16 protein-coding genes and 1 riboswitch are annotated in these 20,222 nt (G+C 69.2%); of the genes, 9 read left to right on the top strand and 7 right to left on the bottom strand.

The window, feature by feature from the left end:
* Positions 1–45: 45 nt before the first annotated feature.
* From LCI23_RS00390 to LCI23_RS00380, 3 genes are all read left to right on the top strand, one after another.
* The gene (locus LCI23_RS00390; protein ID WP_374041128.1) at positions 46–2,187 is read left to right on the top strand and encodes a S46 family peptidase; all 2,142 of its coding nucleotides are present in this window, start codon (positions 46–48) and stop codon (positions 2,185–2,187) included.
* Positions 2,188–2,433: 246 nt separating this feature from the next.
* Positions 2,434–3,027 (top strand): nicotinamide riboside transporter PnuC, encoded by a 594-nt coding sequence (gene pnuC / locus LCI23_RS00385; RefSeq protein WP_224942343.1) that lies wholly within the window; start codon positions 2,434–2,436, stop codon positions 3,025–3,027.
* A complete protein-coding gene (locus tag LCI23_RS00380; RefSeq protein ID WP_224942341.1) occupies positions 3,024–3,560 on the top strand; it encodes an ATP-binding protein in 537 nt (178 codons plus the stop codon). The genes pnuC and LCI23_RS00380 overlap by 4 nt, the downstream gene beginning before the upstream one ends.
* Positions 3,561–3,577: 17 nt before the next feature.
* On the opposite strand, the gene LCI23_RS00375 is transcribed toward LCI23_RS00380, so the two are convergent.
* Positions 3,578–5,707: a TonB-dependent siderophore receptor gene (locus LCI23_RS00375; RefSeq protein WP_224942339.1), complete on the bottom strand. Its 2,130-nt coding sequence runs from the start codon at positions 5,705–5,707 to the stop codon at positions 3,578–3,580.
* A 92-nt stretch (positions 5,708–5,799) separates the two neighbouring features.
* Positions 5,800–5,908, bottom strand: a riboswitch (TPP riboswitch).
* Between the two features lie 119 nt (positions 5,909–6,027).
* Positions 6,028–7,005 (bottom strand): DUF535 family protein, encoded by a 978-nt coding sequence (locus LCI23_RS00370; protein WP_268824688.1) that lies wholly within the window; start codon positions 7,003–7,005, stop codon positions 6,028–6,030.
* Positions 7,006–7,342: 337 nt separating this feature from the next.
* Between LCI23_RS00370 and LCI23_RS00360 the strand changes: the two genes are divergently transcribed.
* Positions 7,343–8,050 (top strand): glutathione S-transferase, encoded by a 708-nt coding sequence (locus LCI23_RS00360; RefSeq protein ID WP_224942337.1) that lies wholly within the window; start codon positions 7,343–7,345, stop codon positions 8,048–8,050.
* 44 nt (positions 8,051–8,094) lie between these two features.
* Here the strand turns inward: LCI23_RS00360 and LCI23_RS00355 are convergent, their stop codons facing one another.
* Positions 8,095–9,300, bottom strand: coding sequence for an MFS transporter (locus tag LCI23_RS00355; protein ID WP_224942335.1), 1,206 nt, complete (start codon positions 9,298–9,300; stop codon positions 8,095–8,097).
* 103 nt (positions 9,301–9,403) lie between these two features.
* Here LCI23_RS00355 and LCI23_RS00350 point away from each other — a divergent pair, with 103 nt between their 5' ends.
* The 3 genes from LCI23_RS00350 (at position 9,404) to LCI23_RS00335 (ending at position 14,825) form a co-directional block, all read left to right on the top strand.
* A complete protein-coding gene (locus LCI23_RS00350; RefSeq protein WP_224942333.1) occupies positions 9,404–10,300 on the top strand; it encodes a LysR family transcriptional regulator in 897 nt (298 codons plus the stop codon).
* Between the two features lie 525 nt (positions 10,301–10,825).
* Positions 10,826–11,734 (top strand): PhzF family phenazine biosynthesis protein, encoded by a 909-nt coding sequence (locus LCI23_RS00340; RefSeq protein WP_224942331.1) that lies wholly within the window; start codon positions 10,826–10,828, stop codon positions 11,732–11,734.
* A 163-nt stretch (positions 11,735–11,897) separates the two neighbouring features.
* The gene (locus LCI23_RS00335; protein ID WP_224942329.1) at positions 11,898–14,825 is read left to right on the top strand and encodes an EAL domain-containing protein; all 2,928 of its coding nucleotides are present in this window, start codon (positions 11,898–11,900) and stop codon (positions 14,823–14,825) included.
* Positions 14,826–14,835: 10 nt separating this feature from the next.
* On the opposite strand, the gene LCI23_RS00330 is transcribed toward LCI23_RS00335, so the two are convergent.
* Entirely contained in the window at positions 14,836–15,234 is a 399-nt protein-coding gene (locus tag LCI23_RS00330) for a DUF4124 domain-containing protein (RefSeq protein WP_224942327.1), read from the bottom strand.
* A 112-nt stretch (positions 15,235–15,346) separates the two neighbouring features.
* Positions 15,347–16,321, bottom strand: a complete 975-nt coding sequence (locus tag LCI23_RS00325) for a threo-3-hydroxy-L-aspartate ammonia-lyase (protein WP_224942325.1) — start codon at positions 16,319–16,321, stop codon at positions 15,347–15,349.
* A gap of 177 nt (positions 16,322–16,498) precedes the next feature.
* Between LCI23_RS00325 and LCI23_RS00320 the strand changes: the two genes are divergently transcribed.
* Positions 16,499–17,041, top strand: coding sequence for a GbsR/MarR family transcriptional regulator (locus tag LCI23_RS00320; RefSeq protein ID WP_224942323.1), 543 nt, complete (start codon positions 16,499–16,501; stop codon positions 17,039–17,041).
* Positions 17,038–17,988, top strand: a complete 951-nt coding sequence (locus LCI23_RS00315; RefSeq protein ID WP_224942321.1) for a TIGR01777 family oxidoreductase — start codon at positions 17,038–17,040, stop codon at positions 17,986–17,988. Before LCI23_RS00320 ends, LCI23_RS00315 begins: the two co-directional genes overlap by 4 nt.
* Here the strand turns inward: LCI23_RS00315 and LCI23_RS00310 are convergent.
* Entirely contained in the window at positions 17,985–19,400 is a 1,416-nt protein-coding gene (locus LCI23_RS00310; RefSeq protein WP_224942318.1) for a sensor histidine kinase, read from the bottom strand. The genes LCI23_RS00315 and LCI23_RS00310 overlap by 4 nt on opposite strands.
* Complete coding sequence (gene ompR / locus LCI23_RS00305) at positions 19,400–20,101, bottom strand: two-component system response regulator OmpR (RefSeq protein WP_051306146.1); 702 nt, start codon at positions 20,099–20,101, stop codon at positions 19,400–19,402. The genes LCI23_RS00310 and ompR overlap by 1 nt, the downstream gene beginning before the upstream one ends.
* Positions 20,102–20,222: the final 121 nt, after the last annotated feature.

Here is a 20,222-nt window from a genome sequence, read left to right as displayed (position 1 = left end):
AAAGCTATACTCCGGACTGCCTTTTTTACTCATCCGGGGTTCACCTTGTTCAAATCGATCGTACTGCCCGTCGCCCTCCTGGGCGCCGCGGGCGCCGCCATGGCCGACGAGGGCCAGTGGCAGCCGCACCAGCTGCCGCAACTCAAATCCGAACTGAAGCGCATCGGCATCACCATGCCGGCCGAGAAGCTGGCCGACCTCACCAAGCATCCGATGAGTGCGATGGTGTCGCTGGGCGGCTGCTCGGCCTCCTTCGTCTCGCCCGATGGCCTGATCGTCACCAACCACCACTGCGCCTACAGCGCCATCCAGCGCAATTCGACGCCGGAGAAGAATTACATCGTCAACGGCTTCCTGGCCAAGACCCGTGCCGAGGAACTGCCGGGCGGCCCGAACACCCTGGTCTACGTCACCGAGAAGGTGGAGAACGTCACCGACCGCGTGCTCAAGGGCCTGGCGCCGAACCTGTCGGGCCGCGAGCGCCACGAACTGGTGGAGTCGCGCATCAAGGCGCTGGTGGCCGAGTGCGAGACCGACAAATCGGCACGCTGCTCGGTGCCGGCCTTCCACCGCGGCCTCGAGTACTACCGCATCAAGCAGCTGATGATCCGCGACGTGCGCCTGGTGTACGCGCCGTCCGACCGCATCGGCAACTTCGGCGGCGACATCGACAACTACGAATGGCCGCGCCAGACCGGCGACTATTCCTTCCTGCGCGCGTATGTCGGCAAGGACGGCCGTCCGGCCGACCCGTCGCCGGACAACGTGCCGTACAAGTCGAAGGACTTCCTGGTGGTGTCCGCCGAGGGACTGAAGAACGGCGATCCGATCCTGCTGGCCGGCTATCCGGGCCGCACCAGCCGCTACAAGCTGCCGAGCGAGATCCGCTTCGCGCGCGACGTCGACTTCCCCGGCAAGGTGGCGGCAATCACCGCCGACCTGTCGGTGATCTCGGCCGCCACCATGGGCAACCCGGCCTGGGACGTGCGCTACGCCAGCGTGGCCAAGAGCCTGAACAACGTGCTGAAGAAGACCCAGGGCCTGCTGGACGGTTTCGCGCGCAAGGACATCGCCGCCATCAAGGACGTGCAGGACGCCGGGTTCCGCGCCTGGCACAAGGCGAATGGCGGCAGCGCCTCGAAGAACCTGCTGGGTGAACTGGACAGCGTGATCGCGCAGGACATGGCTGCCTCGCGCCAGGAAGGCGCCTGGCTTGAAGCGACCCACAGCGACCTGCTCAAGAGCGCCCGTTCGCTGTACCGTCTGGCGCTCGAGCGCCAGAAGCCGGACGCCCAGCGCGAAGCCGGCTACCAGGAACGCGACCTGTCCTTCATCAAGGCGCGCCTGACCCGCCTCGAACAATCCTTCGTGCCGCAGGTGGACGAAGCGCGCTGGGGCGCCGCGCTGGCGCGCTACGCCCGCATCGACGCCAGGCTGCACCCGCAGGGCCTGGACGCACTGCTGCCGGCGCCGACCGCGATCAACGCCATGTACAGGACCACCGAGCTGGCCGACACCGCCAGGCGCCTGGCCTGGATCGGCAAGGATCCGGATGCCTTCCGCAAATCCGGCGACCCGTTCATCCAGCTCGCGGTGCGCCTGCACGAGACCGGCATGGCGCTGGAGAACCGCCGCAACGAGATCGACGGCAACCTGGAACGCGTGATTCCGCAGTACATGGCGGCCGTCATCGCCTGGAAGAAGTCGCAGGGCAAGCCGGTCTACCCGGACGCCAACTCGACGCTGCGCGTGACCTTCGGCACCGTGGCGCCGTATTCGCCGCGCGACGGCCTGGTGAAGGGCCCGTTCACGACGGTGGAGGGCATCGTCGAGAAAGCCACCAACAAGGACCCGTTCATCGCTCCGGCCCCGCTGCTGGAAGCGATCAAGGCCAAGCGCTACGGCGTGTTCAAGGACCCGGTGCTGGGCACGGTGCCGGTCAATTTCCTGTCGAGCGCCGACACCACCGGCGGCAACTCCGGTTCGGCCATCATGAACAAGCGCGGCGAACTGGTGGGCCTGAACTTCGATTCGACCTATGAATCGATCACCAAGGACTGGTATTTCGACCCGGTGATCACGCGCGCTATCCACGTCGACATCCGTTACATGCTGTGGCTGATGAAGGAAGTCGACGGGGCCGACAACCTGCTGAAGGAAATGACGATCAAGTATCCGAAGAAGTAATCCGGTACGCCGTCGACGACACCGCGCCAGGGAGCGATCCCGGCGCGGTGTTTTTTATGGCGCAGTCAACCGGATAGATAGATGAGGACTGAACTGCCGGGCAGTTCGAGCAGCAGCTCGCCCTGTTTCGCTTGCTGGCCCGGCCTGGCCGGGGCGCCGCGGGAGGAGATGCCCGCGCAGCTTGCGGATTCGCGCGCCACCTCCCATAATCGCCTGTTGACCTGACATCCTCCCTTCCTGCCGCGCATGAACGAACCGCTTGCCGTCCTCGGTTTCAGCACCACCCCGCTGGAACTCGTCTCCTTCCTGCTGGCGGCGACCACCGTGCTGCTCAACATCCGCCAGAAGCACTGGGCCTGGCTGTTCTCGATCGTCTCCTCGGCCACCTATGCGGGGGTGTTCTTCGAGGCCAGGCTGTATGGCGACATGGGCCTGCAGTTCGTGTTCATCGCGGCCTCGGTGTGGGGCTGGTACCAGTGGCTGCACGGCGCCGGCGAGCAGCCGCTGGTGGTGACGCGCTGCAAGCGCGGCGGCTGGGGCTGGGCCATCGCCGGCTGGGCGATCGGTTTCGTGCTGCTGTCCCAGTTCCTCGACCACCTCACCGATACCGACGTGCCGCACGCGGACGGCTTCCTGACCGCGGGCAGCCTGCTCGGCCAGCTCCTGCTGGGCCGCAAGAAGGTCGAGAACTGGCTGGTCTGGATCGTGGTGGACGTGCTCTATGTCGGCCTGTATGTGTACAAGGACCTCTACCTGACCGCCATCCTGTACGCCGTGTTCGTGGTGCTGGCCTGGACCGGCTGGCGCGCCTGGTCGAACATCGCGCGGAGGGATGCGTGAGCGCAGCGGTCGTGGAGGGGCCGGTACGGCGGGTGGCGGTGCTGGGCGCGGAATCGTCCGGCAAGTCGACCCTGTGCGAGGCGCTGGCGCGGCATTATGGCACCGTGTGGGTGCCGGAATACCTGCGCGAGTTCGTCGATACCCACGGGCGCGTGCCCTTCGAACGCGACCAGTATCCGATCGCGCTGGCCCAGCGTGCGCGCGAGGACGAAGCGGCGGCGCAGGCCAGGCGCTTCCTGTTCTGCGATACCACGCCCCTGATGACGGCGCTGTACAGCCGCCAGTACTGGGGGCGGGTCGATCCGCAGCTGGCCGAGCTGGACCGCCGTCACGACTACGCCTGGACCCTGGTCACGGCACCGGACGGCCCGTGGGAGCCCGATGGCCTGCAGCGCGAATCGGAGGCCGTGCGCCAGCAGGTGCACGCGATGCTGGTCGAGACGCTCGCGCGCAGGCAGATCGCGTACGTGCTGCTGGAAGGGGACCTGGAACAGCGCCTGCGGCGGGTGCAGGCGCTGCTGGCATCGGCGTGATGCCGATGCCAGCCGGTTCAGAAGTCGAACTGGGCCGACACCCGGAAGGTGCGCGGGGCGCCCGGCAGCAGGTAGCCGCCCAGCGACTGGGACACGTCGCGCCAGTAGAACCTGTCGAACAGGTTGTCCACGCGCGCGCGCAGCACGGCGCCGACGTTCCCGACGCGCAGGGCATAGGACCCGCCCAGCGCGGCCACGTGGTAGGCCGGGACGATGGCGCGGTTCTCCGGATCGAAGGCCTTGCTGCCCGCGTACTGCCAGGTCGCGTCCAGCTTCAGCCCTGCCACGGCCGGCACTGCGTATTCGACCCAGGCGGTGGAACGCAGCTGCGGCACGTTGGTCACGCGCTTGCCTTCGACGCTGGCGTCGCCGGTGCCGGTCTGCCTGGCCTGCAGCGCCATCAGTGACAGGCTGTATTGCAGGCGGGCGTCCAGCCGGCCCTGGGCCGCGAACTCGAGTCCGCGGTGGCGCTGGCGGCCGGCGCGCACCAGGTAGTTGGCCTCGTTGACATATTCCAGGCCCTGGCGGATGTCGAACACGGCCGCGGACACCGTCATCGCGCGGTTCAGCACGCCCTTGGCGCCCAGTTCGACCTGCTTCGCGCGGCCGGGCGGCAGTACGCTGCCTTCGTTCTCGGTGCCCATCTCGGCGATGCCGCCGTGCTGCAGGCCGTGGCTCAGCGAACCATACAGGCTTAAGTACGGCGCCGGCTTGTAGACCAGCGCCACGCTCGGCAGCACGAAGCTGTCCTGGGCATGCACCCAGCCCTGTTCCAGGTCGTCCAGCTCGTCGCGCTTGAGCTTCACCCAGCGCAGGCCGGCGTGCAGCGTGAGCGCGTCGTTCAGGCTCAGGACGTCCTGCGCGAACAGGGCCGTCTCGCGGTCGGTGCGGCGCTCCATCACCGGGCCGGTGCGGCGATCGGGGGCGACCGGGTCCACCACGCGCGGATTCCAGATGTTGCTGTAGCCGACCCCGTCATAGACATATTCGCCGTAGCTGTCGTGGCGCTCGGAGAGCGCGGCGCCGACGGTCAGCCGGTGGCGCACCGCGCCGGTGGCGAAGCGGCCCTGCAGCATGGCCTGCATGCCCCATGGGGTCTTGCGCTCGCCCGTGCTCTGGTAGTCGTAGACGTCGAAGTCGCCGTTCGAACAGTAGCCTGGATAGAAGCCGTCGCCCTCGTAGCTGCAGCCGTAGGGGAAGGCGGTGTAGTCGTCGCGCTTGAACCAGTGCTTGTTGGCGCTGACCTGCGCGTTCCAGTCCGCATCCACACGGTAGTCGAGGCGCAGGCCCAGGTTGCTGCTGTCCGTTTCCACCGGCCTGGTCCAGGGCTGGTCGTTGAGCAGGGTCTTCGGCGACACGCCGGTCGGCAGGACCTCGTTGCGCAGCAGCTGGTAGCCCGGCGCCGTGACCTGGGACCGGTGCTGGTGGTCGAGGTCGAGCGCCAGCTGCGCGTCCGGCGTCACCTGCCAGTCGAAGGCGGCCGAGACGAACTGGCGCTCGCCGTCGGCGCGGCGCACGTAGGATTTCAGGTCTTCGGCGGCGGCATTGATCCGGTAGCCGAAGCGGCGGTCCGTGAAGCGTCCGCCCAGGTCGAGCGAGCCGTGCACGGTGCCGCGTTCGCTCACCTCGAACAGCGCGGAGCGCAGCGGCGCACTGGTCGGGCGCTTGGTGACGAAGTTGACCATGCCGCCCGGCGCCGCCACGCCGGCCTGCAGGCCCGCCAGGCCGCGCAGCACCTCGATGCGCTCCTTGTTCTCGAGCGGAATCTGGGTGTCGGCGGGAATCGCGATGCCGTCCTTGCGGTAGCTGCTGGCGTTGTCGAGGGCGAAGCCGCGCACCGAGAACTGCTCGGCATAGCCGACCGCGTTGTAGGCGTCGCCCACCGAGGCGTCGAAGCGCGCCGCGTCGGTGACGTTGCGGATCGACAGATCGAGCATCTGGGCGCGGTCGATCGCGGTGATCGCGGCCGGGGTATCGAGCAGCGGGGCGTCGCCGAAGCCGCCGATGGTGGCGCGTTCGCTGCCGGGGCCGCGGCTGCCGGTGACCACCACCGAGGCCACGGGCTCAGACTGCTGCGCCAAGGCGGCGCTGGAGAAGGCCTGCACGATGGCGCAGGCGAGGAGGGATTGCTTCAGCTTGAAAGTCATGGTTTGCTCGTTTTCGCGCGCCACGTCGGACAGGGCGCGCTGCTTTTGATAGAAAAAGCCGGAGCCAACGTGGGGGAAGGGCAAACAAGGATGGGAACTGCGTTGCGCTTTCCTTCGCTGGCATTATCCAGATCAGGTACGAAGGGTATCTCTCACCCGGCGGCGCGCTGTTCGCGCGCGCCAGGACCCCTAGCGAGGCGCGAGTGTACCACGGTCCCGGGCGGGCGTGGTGAATGTGGCAAGGGCCGATGCCGAAAACAGGGACCCGCGGCAGGGACCCGCGGCAGGTGCCGAAGGCCGGGACCCGCGGCAGGCGCCGCTCAGGCCTGTGCGGTGGCCGGCGCGGCCTGCGCCTCGGTGCGCGGGCGCGCGGCCGGCGCCAGGTGGCGCAGCAGCGTGCCGCGGGCGGCGTCGCCGATGGCGCGCCAGCATGCGCGGCGCTGGGCGGCGCGCTTGCGGTGCCTGGACGGCATGTCGGCCAGCGGCTTGAGGTAGAAGGGCAGGTGGATCAGGTAAGCGCGGCCTGGCTGCTCGACCCCGCCCAGGATGCGCCAGAAGCCGTCGTAGGCGCTTTCGGCCTGTTGCGGGTCGCGCGCATCGCCGGTGACCCGCTCGGCGCACTTGATTGCCGCCACCTGGACGATGCCCAGCGCCTGAGCCAGGCCCTGCAGGGCAGCGAAGCAGAAGAAGCTGGGCGAATTGTTGGGGAAGGCCTGCTCGAAGGCGGCGAAGGCGGCGCCCGCATCGTGCCAGCGCCCATCGTTGCCCGTGATGAAGGGCACGGTGGGCAGGCCGGCGCCGGCCAGCGCGCCATCGACCCAGCTGTAGGACAGGCGGTGCAGCAGCCTGCCGTCGGCCAGCAGCGAGATCGCCAGGCCGCCTTCGCCCTCGGCCAGGCCGCGCGGCGGCGCCTGCAGGCGCAGGCTGAACACGTGGTGACCGTGGTCCAGCGCCACTTCGTGCCGCCACAGCGTGAGGCCGCTGCCACCATGCACGGCCTGGTGGTAGGCGCCGCCGAAGCGGGCGTCCTCGAAGCGGTAGTGCGCCAGCACGCTCTGTACGCGCTCGCGTACGCTCAGGCCGCGCGCCAGGTAGCTGCGCTGGCTCAGGTGGCGGAACAGGTCCGCGCCCGGGGCGCCGGCCAGGTGGCGGCGCACCAGGTCGAGGCGGCACAGGGCCTGGTGTTCGCGCCAGTAGCGCAGTACGCGCAGGCTGCGCAGGACGCCCAGCACCCAGGCGGCGGGCGGGTGCTGGCGGCGCCGTGCGCGCCAGGAGGAGGACAGGTGGGCCAGTATCATGCGTTGCTCCCAGTCGGCGTAAAGTTGTGCGGCGCCGCCTCGGCGCCACTGTCTTTATCTTCGGGGCCCGCCGTCAAGGCGGGCAGGGCGCGGCTAGCCGCCGCCTGCCGGGCAGGGGGAAAAGCGCATGACGGAGGGGGAGTGCGGCAAAGCGGGGAGCTGCATGGAAGCGCTGGTCGCGAGGGCATTCATGTTGTCTCTCTCAATCTTGGCGTGGCGTCGCTCGTGCGACTTGTCGTTTTCGCCTGGCATGCAGACAAGGTTACCATGTTTGGCGCGCCATGCTTCCGGATCCTCCCCGATAATTGCCGCACACCGAAAGACAGCGGAGGCGGAGATGGCGTATGAACTGTTCTACTGGCCCGGCATCCAGGGCCGTGGCGAATTCGTGAGGCTGGCGCTGGAGGAAGCGGGGGCCGACTACGTCGACGTGGCACGCCGCGAAGGCGGCATGGAGCTCATGCTGGCGGCGCTCGAGAGTGGCAGCCAGCCGGCCTTCGCGCCGCCCTTCCTGCGCGCCGGCGAGGCGACCATCGGGCAGGTCGCCAACATCCTGCTCTACCTGGGCGAGCGCCATGGCCTGGCGCCGCGCTCCGATCCTGGCCGGCTGTGGGTGCACCAGCTGCAGCTGACCATCGCCGACCTGGTGGCCGAGATCCACGATACCCACCACCCGATTTCCACCTCGCTCTACTACGAAGACCAGAAGCCGGAAGCGCAGCGGCGCGCCGCCGACCTGGTCGAGACGCGCCTGCCCAAATTCTTCGGCTATTTCTCGCGCCTGCTCACCAATCCCATGCCGCGCGACTGGCTGGCGGGCGACAGGCCGAGCTACGCCGACCTGTCGCTGTTCCAGGTGGTCGACGGCCTGCGCTACGCCTTCCCGAACGCCATGAAGCGCCTCGAAGGCGAGTACCCGGCCCTGGCGGCGCTGCACGCACGGGTGGCGGCAAGGCCGAACATCGCGGCCTACCTGGCCTCGCCGCGGCGCATCCCGTACAACCAGAACGGGATCTTCCGTCACTATCCTGAACTGGATGAATAGTCTGTGCGCCATGGGACTTCCATGGCGCGCACGCGCGAACACTATCAGTGGATGGCGACCGCGCTGTCCAGGACAGGCTTGGCCGGCAATCCGTCGCGGCTGTCGAGCCGGCGCGCCAGTGTGGTGAGCAGGAAGGCGCCGGCGACGACCACGGCGCCGGTCAAGGGCGTGGCCAGCAGTCCGAACCGCGCGACGATCAGGCCCCCGCCCCAGGCGCCCAGGGCGATCCCGACGTTGAAGGCGGCGATGTTCAGGCTGGATGCCACATCCACCGCCTGCGGCGCATCGCGCCCGGCGCGCTGCACCACATACACCTGCAGGCCCGGCACGTTGCCGAAGGCGACCGCGCCCCAGGCCAGCACGGTGGCCAATGCCAGCCATTTGTTGGGGGCGGCGAAGCCCAGCACCAGCAGCACCAGGGCCAGCAGCGCGAACACGATCTGCAAGGCCGGCAGCGGTCCCTTGCGGTCGGCCAGCCGGCCGCCCCAGATGTTCCCGGCCGCCACCGAGACGCCGTACACCAGCATCACCAGGCTCACGCTGGACGCGGCAAAACCCGAGACCTCCTGCAGGATCGGCGCCAGGTAGGTGAAGGCGATGAAGGAACCGCCGTAGCCGAGCGTGGTCATCGCGTATACCAGGAGCAGGCGCGGCTTCTTCAATACCGCCAGCTGGGTCACGAGGCTCGCCGGAGGGCTGGCGGCGATATCGGCCGGCACCAGGATCCAGCTGCCCGCCATGGCCACCACGCCCAGCAGGGAGACGGCCAGGAAGGTCGCCTGCCAGCCGAAATGCTGGCCGATGAAGGTCCCGAGCGGCACCCCGGTGACCAGGGCCACGGTCAGGCCGGTGAACATCAGCGCGATCGCGCTGGCGGCTTTTTCCTTCGGCACCAGGCTGGTGGCGATGGTGGAGCCGATCGCGAAGAACACGCCGTGCGCGAGGCCGGTCAGCACGCGCGCGGCCATCAGCGCCGCATAGCCGGGCGCCATCCAGGCCACCAGGTTGCCGATGGTGAAAAGCAGCATGAGGGCGAGCAGCAGTCGCTTGCGCGGCACGCGGGCGGTGAGGGCGGTCAGCACCGGCGCGCCGACGGCGACGCCGAGCGCATACAGGCTCACCAGGAGGCCGGCGGACGGCACCGACACGTGCAGGCTGGCGGCGATGGTGGGAATGAGGCCGACGATCACGAACTCGGTCGTGCCGATGGCGAAGGCGCTCAGCGTGAGCGCCCAGAGGGCGAGTGGCATGGTTTTTCCTTTGAAGTGCTTGATCCAGGCCACGCAGTGTGCCCGTCCGGCGCGCACGGAAACAGGGCTTGCCCTACAATTCACTTTTGACGTGGAGTCATAAATGATCGATATCGAGGCCTTGATTGCATTCTCCGCGGTCATAGATGCGGGCTCGTTTTCCAAGGCAGCCGAGCGCCTGGGGCAAACGCCTTCCGGCGTGTCGCGCACGATCTCGCGCCTGGAAGAGCACCTGGGCATGAGCCTGATGCGCCGCACGACGCGGCGCCTGCAGCTGACCGAGGAAGGCAGCTGGCTGCTGGGCCGGGCGCGCAGCCTGCTGGCCGAGCTGGCCAATACCGAGGCCGAGGCGGCGGCGCGCCGTTCGCAGCCGGCCGGCCTGGTACGGGTGAATGCGGCCACGCCGGCACTCGACCACCTGCTGGCGCCGCTGCTGCCGGCCTTCCTGGACGCGTATCCGCTGGTGCAGCTCGAACTGGTCAGCGGCGAGACCTATGTCGACCTGATCGAGGAACGGGCCGACCTGGCGATCCGCATCGGCGCGCTGCCCGATTCGACCCTGAACGCGCGCCACCTGGGCAGCTCGCGCCTGCGGGTGCTGGCCGCGCCGTCCTACCTGGAGCGCCACGGCACGCCCGCCAGCGCCGAGGCCTTGACGGCGCATCGCACGCTCGGCTTCACGGCGCCGGCCGCGCTCAATACCTGGCCGCTGCGCCATGCGCACGGCGAGGGATGGACGGTGGCGCCGGCCATCAGCGCCTCGAGCGGCGAGACGGTGCGCCATCTGGCGCTGGCCGGGGCCGGCATCGCCTCGCTATCGGATTTCCTGACGCACGCCGACGTGGCGGCCGGGCGGCTGGTGCCGGTGCTGGAACAGGACACGCTGCCCTGGACCCAGCCGGTGTGGGCGGTGTTCTATCGGCAGGGATCGCTCGCGCCGCGGGTGGCGGCGCTGGTGGAGTTCCTGGCGCGGAGGCTCGAACAGGTGCTGAAGGACTGAACCGGCCGCCACCCGGGATGGGTGCCGGCAGCTCCGCATGGAACAGGCCACCATGCCCAAGCTCAGCAGCATGGCCGCCAGGCAGGGCACGATACAACGTTTTTTCATCGTTTATCTTCGCTGGCGCCGCGCGCCATGTCATCGACCAGGCCGGCACGTCGTCGAGCGCCGTGGTGTCGAGCGCATACCAGATGGTCTGTCCCTCGCGCCGGCTGGTGATCAGGCCGGCCGCCTTGCGCACCGCAACATGGTGCGACATGGTCGGCCTGGTCATGTCGAACCGCGCCGCCACATCGCCCGCGCTCATCGTCTCGCGCCGCCCTGTGCCGCGTCACGCTTTTCAGGGAGTGCCGGCGAGTTGATGCGCCTGCCCGGGCCCGGCGGCAAGCGGGGCCATGCCGCCGAAAGCGATGAGGGCCGCCACGCAGCAAGGCTGCCCTTGAGGCTCGCGGAGCTGCTCCTGCAGCCGGAGCGGCGCCGGATTATGATGGTGGTCCCGCGAACCAGACCAGAAACGAGACCGCCATGCAGCCAGCCTTGCATCCACCCGCCAGCCTGGACGATATCGAGCGCATCGCCGCCTTTTCCGACGGCGATTCGGGTGGCAACCCGGCCGGGGTCTGGATCGGCGCGGCGCTGCCGCCGCAAGCGCAGATGGCGGCGCTGGCACGCGCGCTCGGCTTTTCGGAAACCGCCTTCGCCGCGCCCTCGGCCCCCGGGGGGAGCGACGCCGGTCCCGGCCAGGCGCCGCAGGCCTGGCGGGTGCGCTACTTCGCGCCCGAATCCGAAGTGCCGTTCTGCGGCCACGCGACGATCGCGCTGGGCGCCGCCCTGGCGCGCCGCTTCGGCGATGGCCGCTACACGCTGCAGCTGAACGCGGCCACGATCTCGGTCGAGGGCCGCAGCGAAGGCGCCCGGGTGGCCGCCAGCCTGCAGTCGCCGCCGACCAGGAGCGCGCCGGCGCCCGCGGCGCTGGTCGAGGCCGCGCTGGCGCTGTTCGGCTATACCCGCGCCGAGCTCGACCCGCGCATCCCGCCAGCCCTGGCCCATGCCGGCGCCGACCACCTGGTGCTGGCCCTGGACAGCCGCGTAGCCCTGGCGCGCATGTCCTATGCGCTCGAAGCGGGCCGCCGCCTGATGCAGGAGCACGGCCTGGTGACGGTCGTGCTGGCCTGGGCCGAGGCGCCGCAGCTGTTCCATACCCGGAACCCCTTCGCATCCGGCGGGGTGCTGGAAGATCCCGCCACCGGTGCCGGTACGGCGGCCCTGGCCGGCTACCTGCGCGACCTTGGCTGGCCGCATGGCGGCGCCATCGAGGTGGTGCAAGGCGAGGATATGGGCATGCGCTCGCGCCTGCGCGCCGACATCGGACCGGAACCGGGTGCCTCGATCCGCGTGTCCGGCACGGCGCGCATGATGGACGGCCCTGCCTGAGCGGAGGAGGCAGGCAGGAAAGCAGGCACCATGCGGCCAGGCGGCGACGCCTCCGCGCCGTTTGCCAGATATTGCATGACGGTATTTGCCTAAGCCTGTATCCTTGCGCTTTGACACCGCAGCCGGCATCCGGCTGCGGTTTTCGAGCGCTTGCTTCCCGTTTATGCCCAACTCGACACCCCAACGTCGTTTTTCGCTCCTGCTCGCTGCACACGCGGTCGTCGAGTGGGTGCTGAACCTGTTCGCCTACTACTTGATTCCGCTCGGGATCGGCTTCGTCTCCCTGCTTGCCCTGCTGTTCTGGCACGACCAGTACCGCAGCAGCGGCGACGTGCCGCTGTCGATGCACGTGCTGTCCCAGGAGGACGGCGCGCTGGCGCCGGGCGCGGCGCTGGCGCGCCTCCGTGCCAGCAGCCTGGTGAGCGGCCACGATACCCACCTGTCCGAGGCGCCGGTCTGGTTCGCCTTCGAACCGATGCCGCGCAGCGGCAGCCAGGTGATCGAATTCCCTTCGCGCCACGCGCTCGACGTGGCCTGCTGGGATGCCGCCAGCCTGGCCCCGCTCGGCGCCGCCACGCGCGCCAGCGGCAGCGGCGTGATCTCCGCCTCGAAAGCCGGCTTCGTCCTGGACCTGCAGCCGCTGCCGGCCGAGCTGCTGTGCCGCGTCCGTTCCGCGGGCCCGGCCCGCCTGTCGGTGCTGCAATGGCCGGCTGCCCAGTACACGCTGTCGGTCGAACAGTACCACCGCAAGTCCGGCCTGCTCGATGGCGGCATGGTGGTGCTTGCCCTGTTCGTCCTGATCACGGCCCTGATCAACCGCCAGCCGCTGTACGTGCTGTTTGCCGGCTGGCTGATCCTGAACCTGCGCGTGGGGGCGCTCTCGGCCGGCTGGGACATCCAGTGGCTGGGCCAGACCGTCCCTTCCGACTGGCTGCTGCGCAGCCGCTCGGTCACCATCACCCTGTATGGCATCGCGACCCTGACCCTGTACCAGGCCCTGCTGAAGCAGAACATCGCGGCCCTGCGCTATGTGCTGCCGATGCGCATCATGCAATGGCTGTGCATGCCGATGCTGGCTGCCGCCATGTTCCTGCCCTACGGCATGTATCTGCCACTGCTGTGGGGCATCACGGTATGCTGCTTCTCGGTGATGACGGTGGGGCTGTTCAAGATCATCGTCGAGTCGCGCAACCGGGTCGCCTCGTGGTTCGCGGCCTCGTTCGCGGTGAGCTTCCTGGCCACCATCGCCGAGGTCGCGGCGGCCGCGCTCGGCATGCGCGAACTGCTGGGCGTCATCAACAGCGTGACCGCGGCGCTCGCGTCCAGCCTGCTGGCCGCGCTCGCCGTGGCCGAGCAGATGCGGATCGAGACCGAGCAGCGCGAAGCGGCCCAGCGCGAACTGGAGCACGCCTACCAGGCGATGCCGGTCGGCCTGTTCACGCTCGACATGGCGGGCCATTTCCTGAGCGTCAATCCGGCCTTGCGCAAGATGCTCGGCATCGGCCGCTTCGTGCCGGGCCGTACCGCCTGGCGCGAGTATTTCAGCGAAGGCAGCTGGACCGCCCTGCAGCAGCGCGTGCATGCGCGCGAAGAGGCCGAGATGGAGCTGAGCAGCCGCGACGGCAGCCAGCGCTTCCAGGTCAGCGCCACCCTGGCCCGCGCGCGCATCGAGGGCGTGCTGCAGGACACCACCGAAAAGCACAAGGTCACCGAGCAGCTGCAGTTCATGGCCAACAACGACCCGCTGACCAAGGTCTTCAACCGGCGCGGCATCGAGCAGGAGTACGCGCAGGCGGCGGCCGCCCTGGCGGCCGGCAAGCCGATGGCGCTGGCCTACGTCGACCTCGACCGCTTCAAGCTGATCAACGACCTGTTCGGCCACGCGGCCGGCGACGAGGTGCTCAAGCAGGTCTGCGAGCGGATGGCGGGGATACTGGCCGGCGGCCAGCAGGTCGGGCGCGTGGGCGGCGACGAATTCGTGATCGTGATGCCGGATACGGCGATCGCGCTGGCCACCATCATCTGCCGCGGCATCGTCGACCGGCTCGGCAGCACGCCGTTCCGGGTGGGCGACAAGGCCTTCCATGTGCGCGCATCGGTCGGCCTGATCGAGCTGGCGCCGGGCATCCCGATGAAGGACGCGGTCTCGACCGCCGACCGCGCCTGCCGCGAGGCCAAGCTGGGCACCGGCGAAGGCCTGGTGGTGTACGAGCGCGGCGCCGAAGCCTTCCGCCAGCGCGAGGTGGAACTCGACATGGTGGCACGCCTGTCCGGTCCGGGCGCCACCGACAGCCTGCTGCTCGAGATGCAGCCGATCATGTCGTTGCGCAGCCCGCGCGACACGCTCAACTTCGAGGTGCTGCTGCGCCTGCGCGAGCCTGACGGGCGGGTGGTGCCGGCCGGCGCCGTCATCGCCGCGGCCGAGAAGAGCGGGCGCGCTAGCCTGATCGACCGCTGGGTGCTGAACACGACCCTGGCCTGGATCGCCGAGCATGCCGAGCGCCTCGGCAATACACGCTTCGTGTGCATGAACCTGTCGGGCGCCTCGCTCAACGACGAGCGCTTCGTGCAGGATACCTTCGCGGTGCTGGGCCAGTACCTGCACGTGGCCAGCCGCCTGTGCCTGGAGATCACGGAGAGCGTCGCCCTGCACGACCTGGACAACACGCGCCGCTTCATCGACCAGGTGCGCAGCTTCGGCGTGAAGGTGGCGCTGGATGACTTCGGCGCCGGCTATACCTCGTTCTCCTACCTGAAGGAATTGCCGGCCGACGTGCTGAAAATCGACGGCAACTTCATCGTCAACATCAATGCCCACCCGGCCAACGTGGCGATCGTGGAAGCCATGGTCAGCCTGGCCGGCAACCTGGGCATGAAGACGGTGGCGGAGTGGGCGGAAGACGCGGCCACGGTGCGTACGCTCGCGCGCATCGGGGTCGACTACGTGCAGGGCTGGGTGGTGGCCCGTTCGCAGCCGGCGGAGCGCCTGCTGGCGGCACGCTCGGCGGCGGAATTCATCACCGATCCGGAGCTGCTCGAACTACTGGGCGAACTCGATGCCCGGGCCAGCGCGGGCCTGGTGCCCGGCTGAGGGCGGCGCTTCAGTCGAGGGTGGCCAGGGTCTGGCGGGTGCCGGTATCCATCAGCAGGAACTGGGCGCGCGCGGCCTTCAGGGTGGCGATGTCGCGCGTCAGCGGCTTGCCCCGGGTGCGCACGAAGCCCGCGCTACGCTGCGGCGGGGGCGGCAGCACGCCCTGCTCGACGGCCAGCGGATAGGGCGCCACGCGGCCGGCATCGTGCCGGGCCTGGCCGGACGGGGCGTCGGCGCCGCCGCCGGGCAGGCGCACGGTGCTGGCGCGGCCCGCGCAGGGCTGGTCGGTGAGGGTGATGCGGCCGTCGCTGCCCACGCACTTGACGATCTCCGAGCCGGCCAGTGCCGGAGGGACGGCGGACGCGGCCAGCGCCGCGGCGAGGATGCTGAGGCACAGATGACGCTTCATGGTCGGCTCCTTGGATTGAGCCTCCATTGTCCGCGCCCGTCTTACACGCTTCTGTTCGCTGTCACACGCGTGCGCGCGCTGGAACGGTATTCGCCATTCCAGCAGGAATCGTTCACGCCGATGCCGTCGCGACCAGTTCCGCGAAACGCGCCAGGTCGACGTTGCCGCCGCTGACCAGGATGCCGACGCGCTTGCCTTTCACGTCGACCACGCCGTGCAGCGCCGCGGCCGCCGCCAGGCAGCCGGTCGGCTCGACGATCATTTTCATGCGTTCGGCAAAGTAGGCCATGGTCTGCACCAGCTGCGCGTCGCTGACGGTGACGATCTCGTCGACGGCGCGCCGGATCACCTCGAAATTGTGCGCGCCGACATGGGTCACCATGGCGCCGTCGGCGATGGTCCTGGGCACCGCGATGTGCACGATCTCGCCCTTGCGCAGCGACTGCTGGCCGTCGTTGCCGGCCTCCGGCTCGACCCCGATCACCTTGCAATGCGGCGACAGCGCGCGCGCCGCCAGCGCGCAGCCGGCCAGCAGGCCGCCGCCGCCCAGGCACACCAGCAGGATGTCGAGCGGGCCCGTTTCCTCGAACAGTTCCTTGGCCGCCGTGCCCTGGCCCGCGATCACGTCCGGATGGTCGTAGGGCGGCACCAGGGTCATGCCGCGTTCCTGCGACAGGCGGCGCCCGATCTCCTCGCGGTCCTCGGTGTAGCGGTCATAGGTGACCACCTCGCCGCCGTATTCCCGGGTCGCCTTGACCTTCAGCGCCGGCGCGTCGAGCGGCATGATGATGGTCGAGTGGATCCCGGCCAGGCGCGCCGACAGGGCGATCGCCTGGGCGTGGTTGCCGGACGAATAGGTGAGCACCCCGGCCGCGCGCTGGGCCGCGTCGAACTTCGCGATCGCGTTGTAGGCGCCGCGGAACTTGAAGGCGCCCATGCGCTGGAAATTCTCGCACTTGAAGAACAGGGTGCCGCCGGTGCGCGCATCGGCCGTACTGGAGGTCAGCACCGGCGTGCGGTGGGCGGCGCCGGCCAGGCGCTCGGCCGCCAGTTCGACGTCGTGGTAGGAGAGGGCGGTGTCTGGCATGTCGGTCGGGCTCGCAGAAGTCGAAAGCCACCAGTATAGCCAAGGTCCTGCCGCCCCGTGCCGGCCTGCCCACGCGTCCACCTTGTCAGATTGCTTGCGATACTGCTTGCGATATTGCTTGCCATATGCGCCATTTTGTTCTTTAATTTCAGTATTAACAGAAATAAGAAAAATATCATGTCGCTCAGCCCGACCGCACAGAAGTTCGTCCTGCACTGGGGAGAAATGGGCACCCGCTGGGGCGTCAACCGCACGGTGGCGCAGATCCACGCGCTGCTCTACCTGGCGGGACGCCCGCTTACGGCCGAAGACATCGCGGAGACCCTGGGCGTGGCGCGCTCGAACGTGAGCACCAGCCTCAAGGAGCTGCAGAGCTGGAAGCTGGTGCGCGTCAGCCACGTGCTGGGCGACCGCCGCGACCATTTCGCGGCGCTGCAGGACGTGTGGGAAATCTTCCGCGTCATCCTCGAAGAGCGCAAGCGGCGCGAGATCGATCCCACCCTGAGCGTGCTGCGCGAGTGCGCGATCGAAGGCGAGGAAGACGGCGAACTCGATGCCGCCACGCTGGCGCGCATGCAGGCCGTGCTCGCATTCCTCGACATGCTCGGCGCCAGCTTCCAGGATTACCAGCACCTGCCGCCGCAGACCGTGCAGCGCATGGTCAAGATGGGCGGCAAGCTGGCGCGCTTCCTCGGCCCGGCCGCCAAGGAGCAGCCATGAACGCCGCACCGATCTCCTTCGACACCTGCAAGCGCACGGTGCTGGTCACCGGCGCCACCGGCTTCGTCGGCGGGCACCTGGTACGCGCCCTGCTGGACGACGGCCATGCCGTGATCGGCCTGAGCCGCGACCCGCAGGCGGCGCGGCGCATCGCCGGCGCGGTGCGCTGGGTCGCCACGCTCGACGAACTGCCGCCCTCGACCCCGGTGGACGTGGTGGTGAACCTGGCCGGTGCGCGCATCCTCGGGCCGCGCTGGAGCGCGGCGCGCAAGGCCGCGCTGCGCCGCAGCCGGGTCGCGCTGACGCGGCGCCTGGTGGACTGGATGGCACGCGCCGAGCGCAAGCCTTTCCTGCTGCTGAACGCATCCGCCATCGGCTACTACGGCGTGCAGCGGCTCGGCGACGCGACCGAACTCGATGAATCCGCGCCGCCGCAGCCGGTGTTCATGTCGGACCTGTGCCGCGAATGGGAAGAGGCGGCCGTCGCCGCCGTCGCGCACGGCGTACGGGTGGAGTGCATGCGCTTCGGCCTGGTGCTCGGACGGGGCGGCGCGCTGCCCATGCTGCTGCTGCCGATCCGCCTCGGCCTGGGCGGCCGGCTGGGCAGCGGCCGCCAGTGGATGTCCTGGATCCATGTCGAGGATGTGGTGGGCGCCATGGCGCACCGCTGGCGGCTGGCGCTCGAAGCGTCCGGCCCGCCGCGGGCCGGTATAACGAATGTCACGGCGCCCGAGTGCGTCACCCAGCTGGCATTCAGCCGCTGCGCCGCGCGCCTGTGGCGCCGTCCGGCCATCGTGCCGACCCCGGGCTGGCCGGTGCGCCTGCTGCTGGGCGAGCAGGCCGACCTGCTGCTGGAAGGGCAGCGCGTGGCGCCGCGCCGGCTGCAGCGCGAAGGCTTCGTGTTCCGCTACCCGCGCCTGGAAGGGGCGCTGGCCAGCCTGCGCTAGACGGGTTTCGGTCCCGCGCTCCAGCGCTCCGCCAGGCCCTGGTTGGCCAGCGGCAGCGCCAGCTGCAGCACCAGGCCGCCGCCCTCGCGGTTGCCGACCGTGAATTCGGCGTGATGGCGGCTCAGCACCCGCTCCACGATGGCCAGGCCCAGGCCGGCGCCATTGGCCTGGCCGCGCGCGCTGTCCAGGCGCGTGAAGGGTTTCAGCAGCTGGCTGATCTGGTCTTCCGGCACCCCGACGCCATGGTCGCAGATCTCGATCACCGCGCGCCGTCCGTGGCCTGTCGCTTTTACTCTTAACACGATCGCGATCTCGGTATGGTCCTGGCCCGGCGTCTTGCCGTACTTGCGGGCGTTCTCGATGATGTTGTTGACCACGCGCCGCAGGTCAGTGGCATTGCCCATCACGTGCACGCCCGGCATCAGGTCGAGGCTCAGGCGCAGGTCGCGGATACGGCCCGCCTCGCGCCCGACGTCCGACAGCATCTCGCTCAGGTTGACGTCGACGAAGGTGGCGGCGTCGGTCGGCTTGGCGTAGTCGAGGAACTGGCCGATGATCGCATCCATCTGGTTGATGTCCGACTGCATGCCTTCGCGCGCATCCTGCGGCAGCTTGGCCATCTCGACTTCGAGCTGCATGCGCGCCAGCGGCGTGCGCAGGTCGTGCGAAATGCCGGCCAGGATCACGGCGCGGTCCTTCTCGACCTGGGCCAGGTCTTCGACCATCTGGTTGAAGCTGCGGTTGGCCTCGATGATCTCCTGCGAGCCCTTCTCGGGCAGGGGCGCCGGTCGCTCTCCCTTGGCGATGGCGCGCGCCGCTGCCGTCAGGCGCGCGAGCGGGCGGTTCACCAGCGAGGAGATGAAGGCCGCGCCGATCAGCGACAGCAGGCCCACCAGCGCGGCCCAGCCCAGCCATTGTCCGCGCGTCAGCCCGGCCAGGCGTTCGCGTTCCAGCATCAGCCAGTATTCGTCCTCGTCGATGTTGAAGCTGATGTAGAAGCCGGGCACGCCGTTCACGCCGCTGGAGAAGCGGGTCTGCTGGCCGAGGCGCTCGCGCACCTTGGCGGCGATCTCGGGCATCAGGGGATTGTCCGGCGGCGGCTCGACCAGGTCGTCGTCGTTCAGGGTCAGGATGCGGATGCCTTCGTTCGACACCAGTTCCAGCAGCAGTTCGCGGCGCAGGTCGGGCGCGGAGTGGGTGAGGGCGGCCCGGGTCAGGGTCACCACCGACACCACCAGCTCGGCGGTCTGCTGTACCTGCGGGCCGCGCTGGAACACGCTGATCATGCCGATCCACGAACCGATCGAGACCGCGGTGAGCGCCGCCATCAGCAGGAAGGTGCGCCAGAACAGGCCGCTGCGGTACCAGGCGAAGCGCGCGGCGCGGCGCGCCGCCGAAAGTGGGGCGAACACTAGCGCGGCTGTCCTTCAGGGATGAACACGTAGCCCAGGCCCCACACGGTCTGGATGTACAGCGGGCTTGATGGATCGGGCTCGATCAGCTTGCGCAGGCGCGAGATCTGCACGTCCAGCGAGCGGTCGAACACCTCGTACTCGCGGCCGCGCGCGAGTTCCATCAGCTTCTCGCGCGACAGTGGCTGGCGCGCATGGCGCGCGAACACCTTCAGCACCGAGAATTCGCCGGTGGTCAGGGGCACGGTCTCGCCGTTCTTCTTGAGGGTGCGGGTGCCCAGGTCGAGCACGAAGTCGCCGAACTCGAAGGTCTGCGGGGTTTCGCTCGGCGCGCCCGGGATCTCGTCCGGACCCTTGCGGCGCAGGACGGCGCCGATGCGCGCCACCAGCTCGCGCGGGTTGAAAGGTTTCGGCAGGTAGTCGTCGGCGCCCATCTCGAGGCCGACGATGCGGTCGACGTCCTCGCCTTTCGCGGTCAGCATGATGATCGGGGTCTGGTCGCCGGCGCCGCGCAGGCGGCGGCAGATCGACAGGCCGTCCTCGCCCGGCAGCATCAGGTCGAGTACCAGCAGGTCGTAGCGCTCGCGCAGCCACAGCTTGTTCATGGCCGGCGCGCTTTCCGCGGTCACCACCTGGAAGCCCTGTTCGGTCAGATAGCGGCGCAGCAGGTCGCGCAGGCGCACGTCATCGTCCACCACCATGATCCGCGCGGAGTGTCCGCCCTGGCTGCCTGGGCTGGCGCCGCTTGCATTGCCCGTGTTGTTCGTCGTGTTCATATGGATTCCGGATTTGTCAGGAGCATGTCGCTATGGTAACGTCATA

It is taken from the genome of Massilia sp. MS-15 (assembly GCF_020176695.1).
GTDB classification, from domain to species: domain Bacteria; phylum Pseudomonadota; class Gammaproteobacteria; order Burkholderiales; family Burkholderiaceae_D; genus Telluria; species Telluria hydrophila.
The sequence above is the reverse complement of the archived record's forward strand: the minus strand, read 5'-3'. Positions and strand labels throughout refer to the sequence as shown.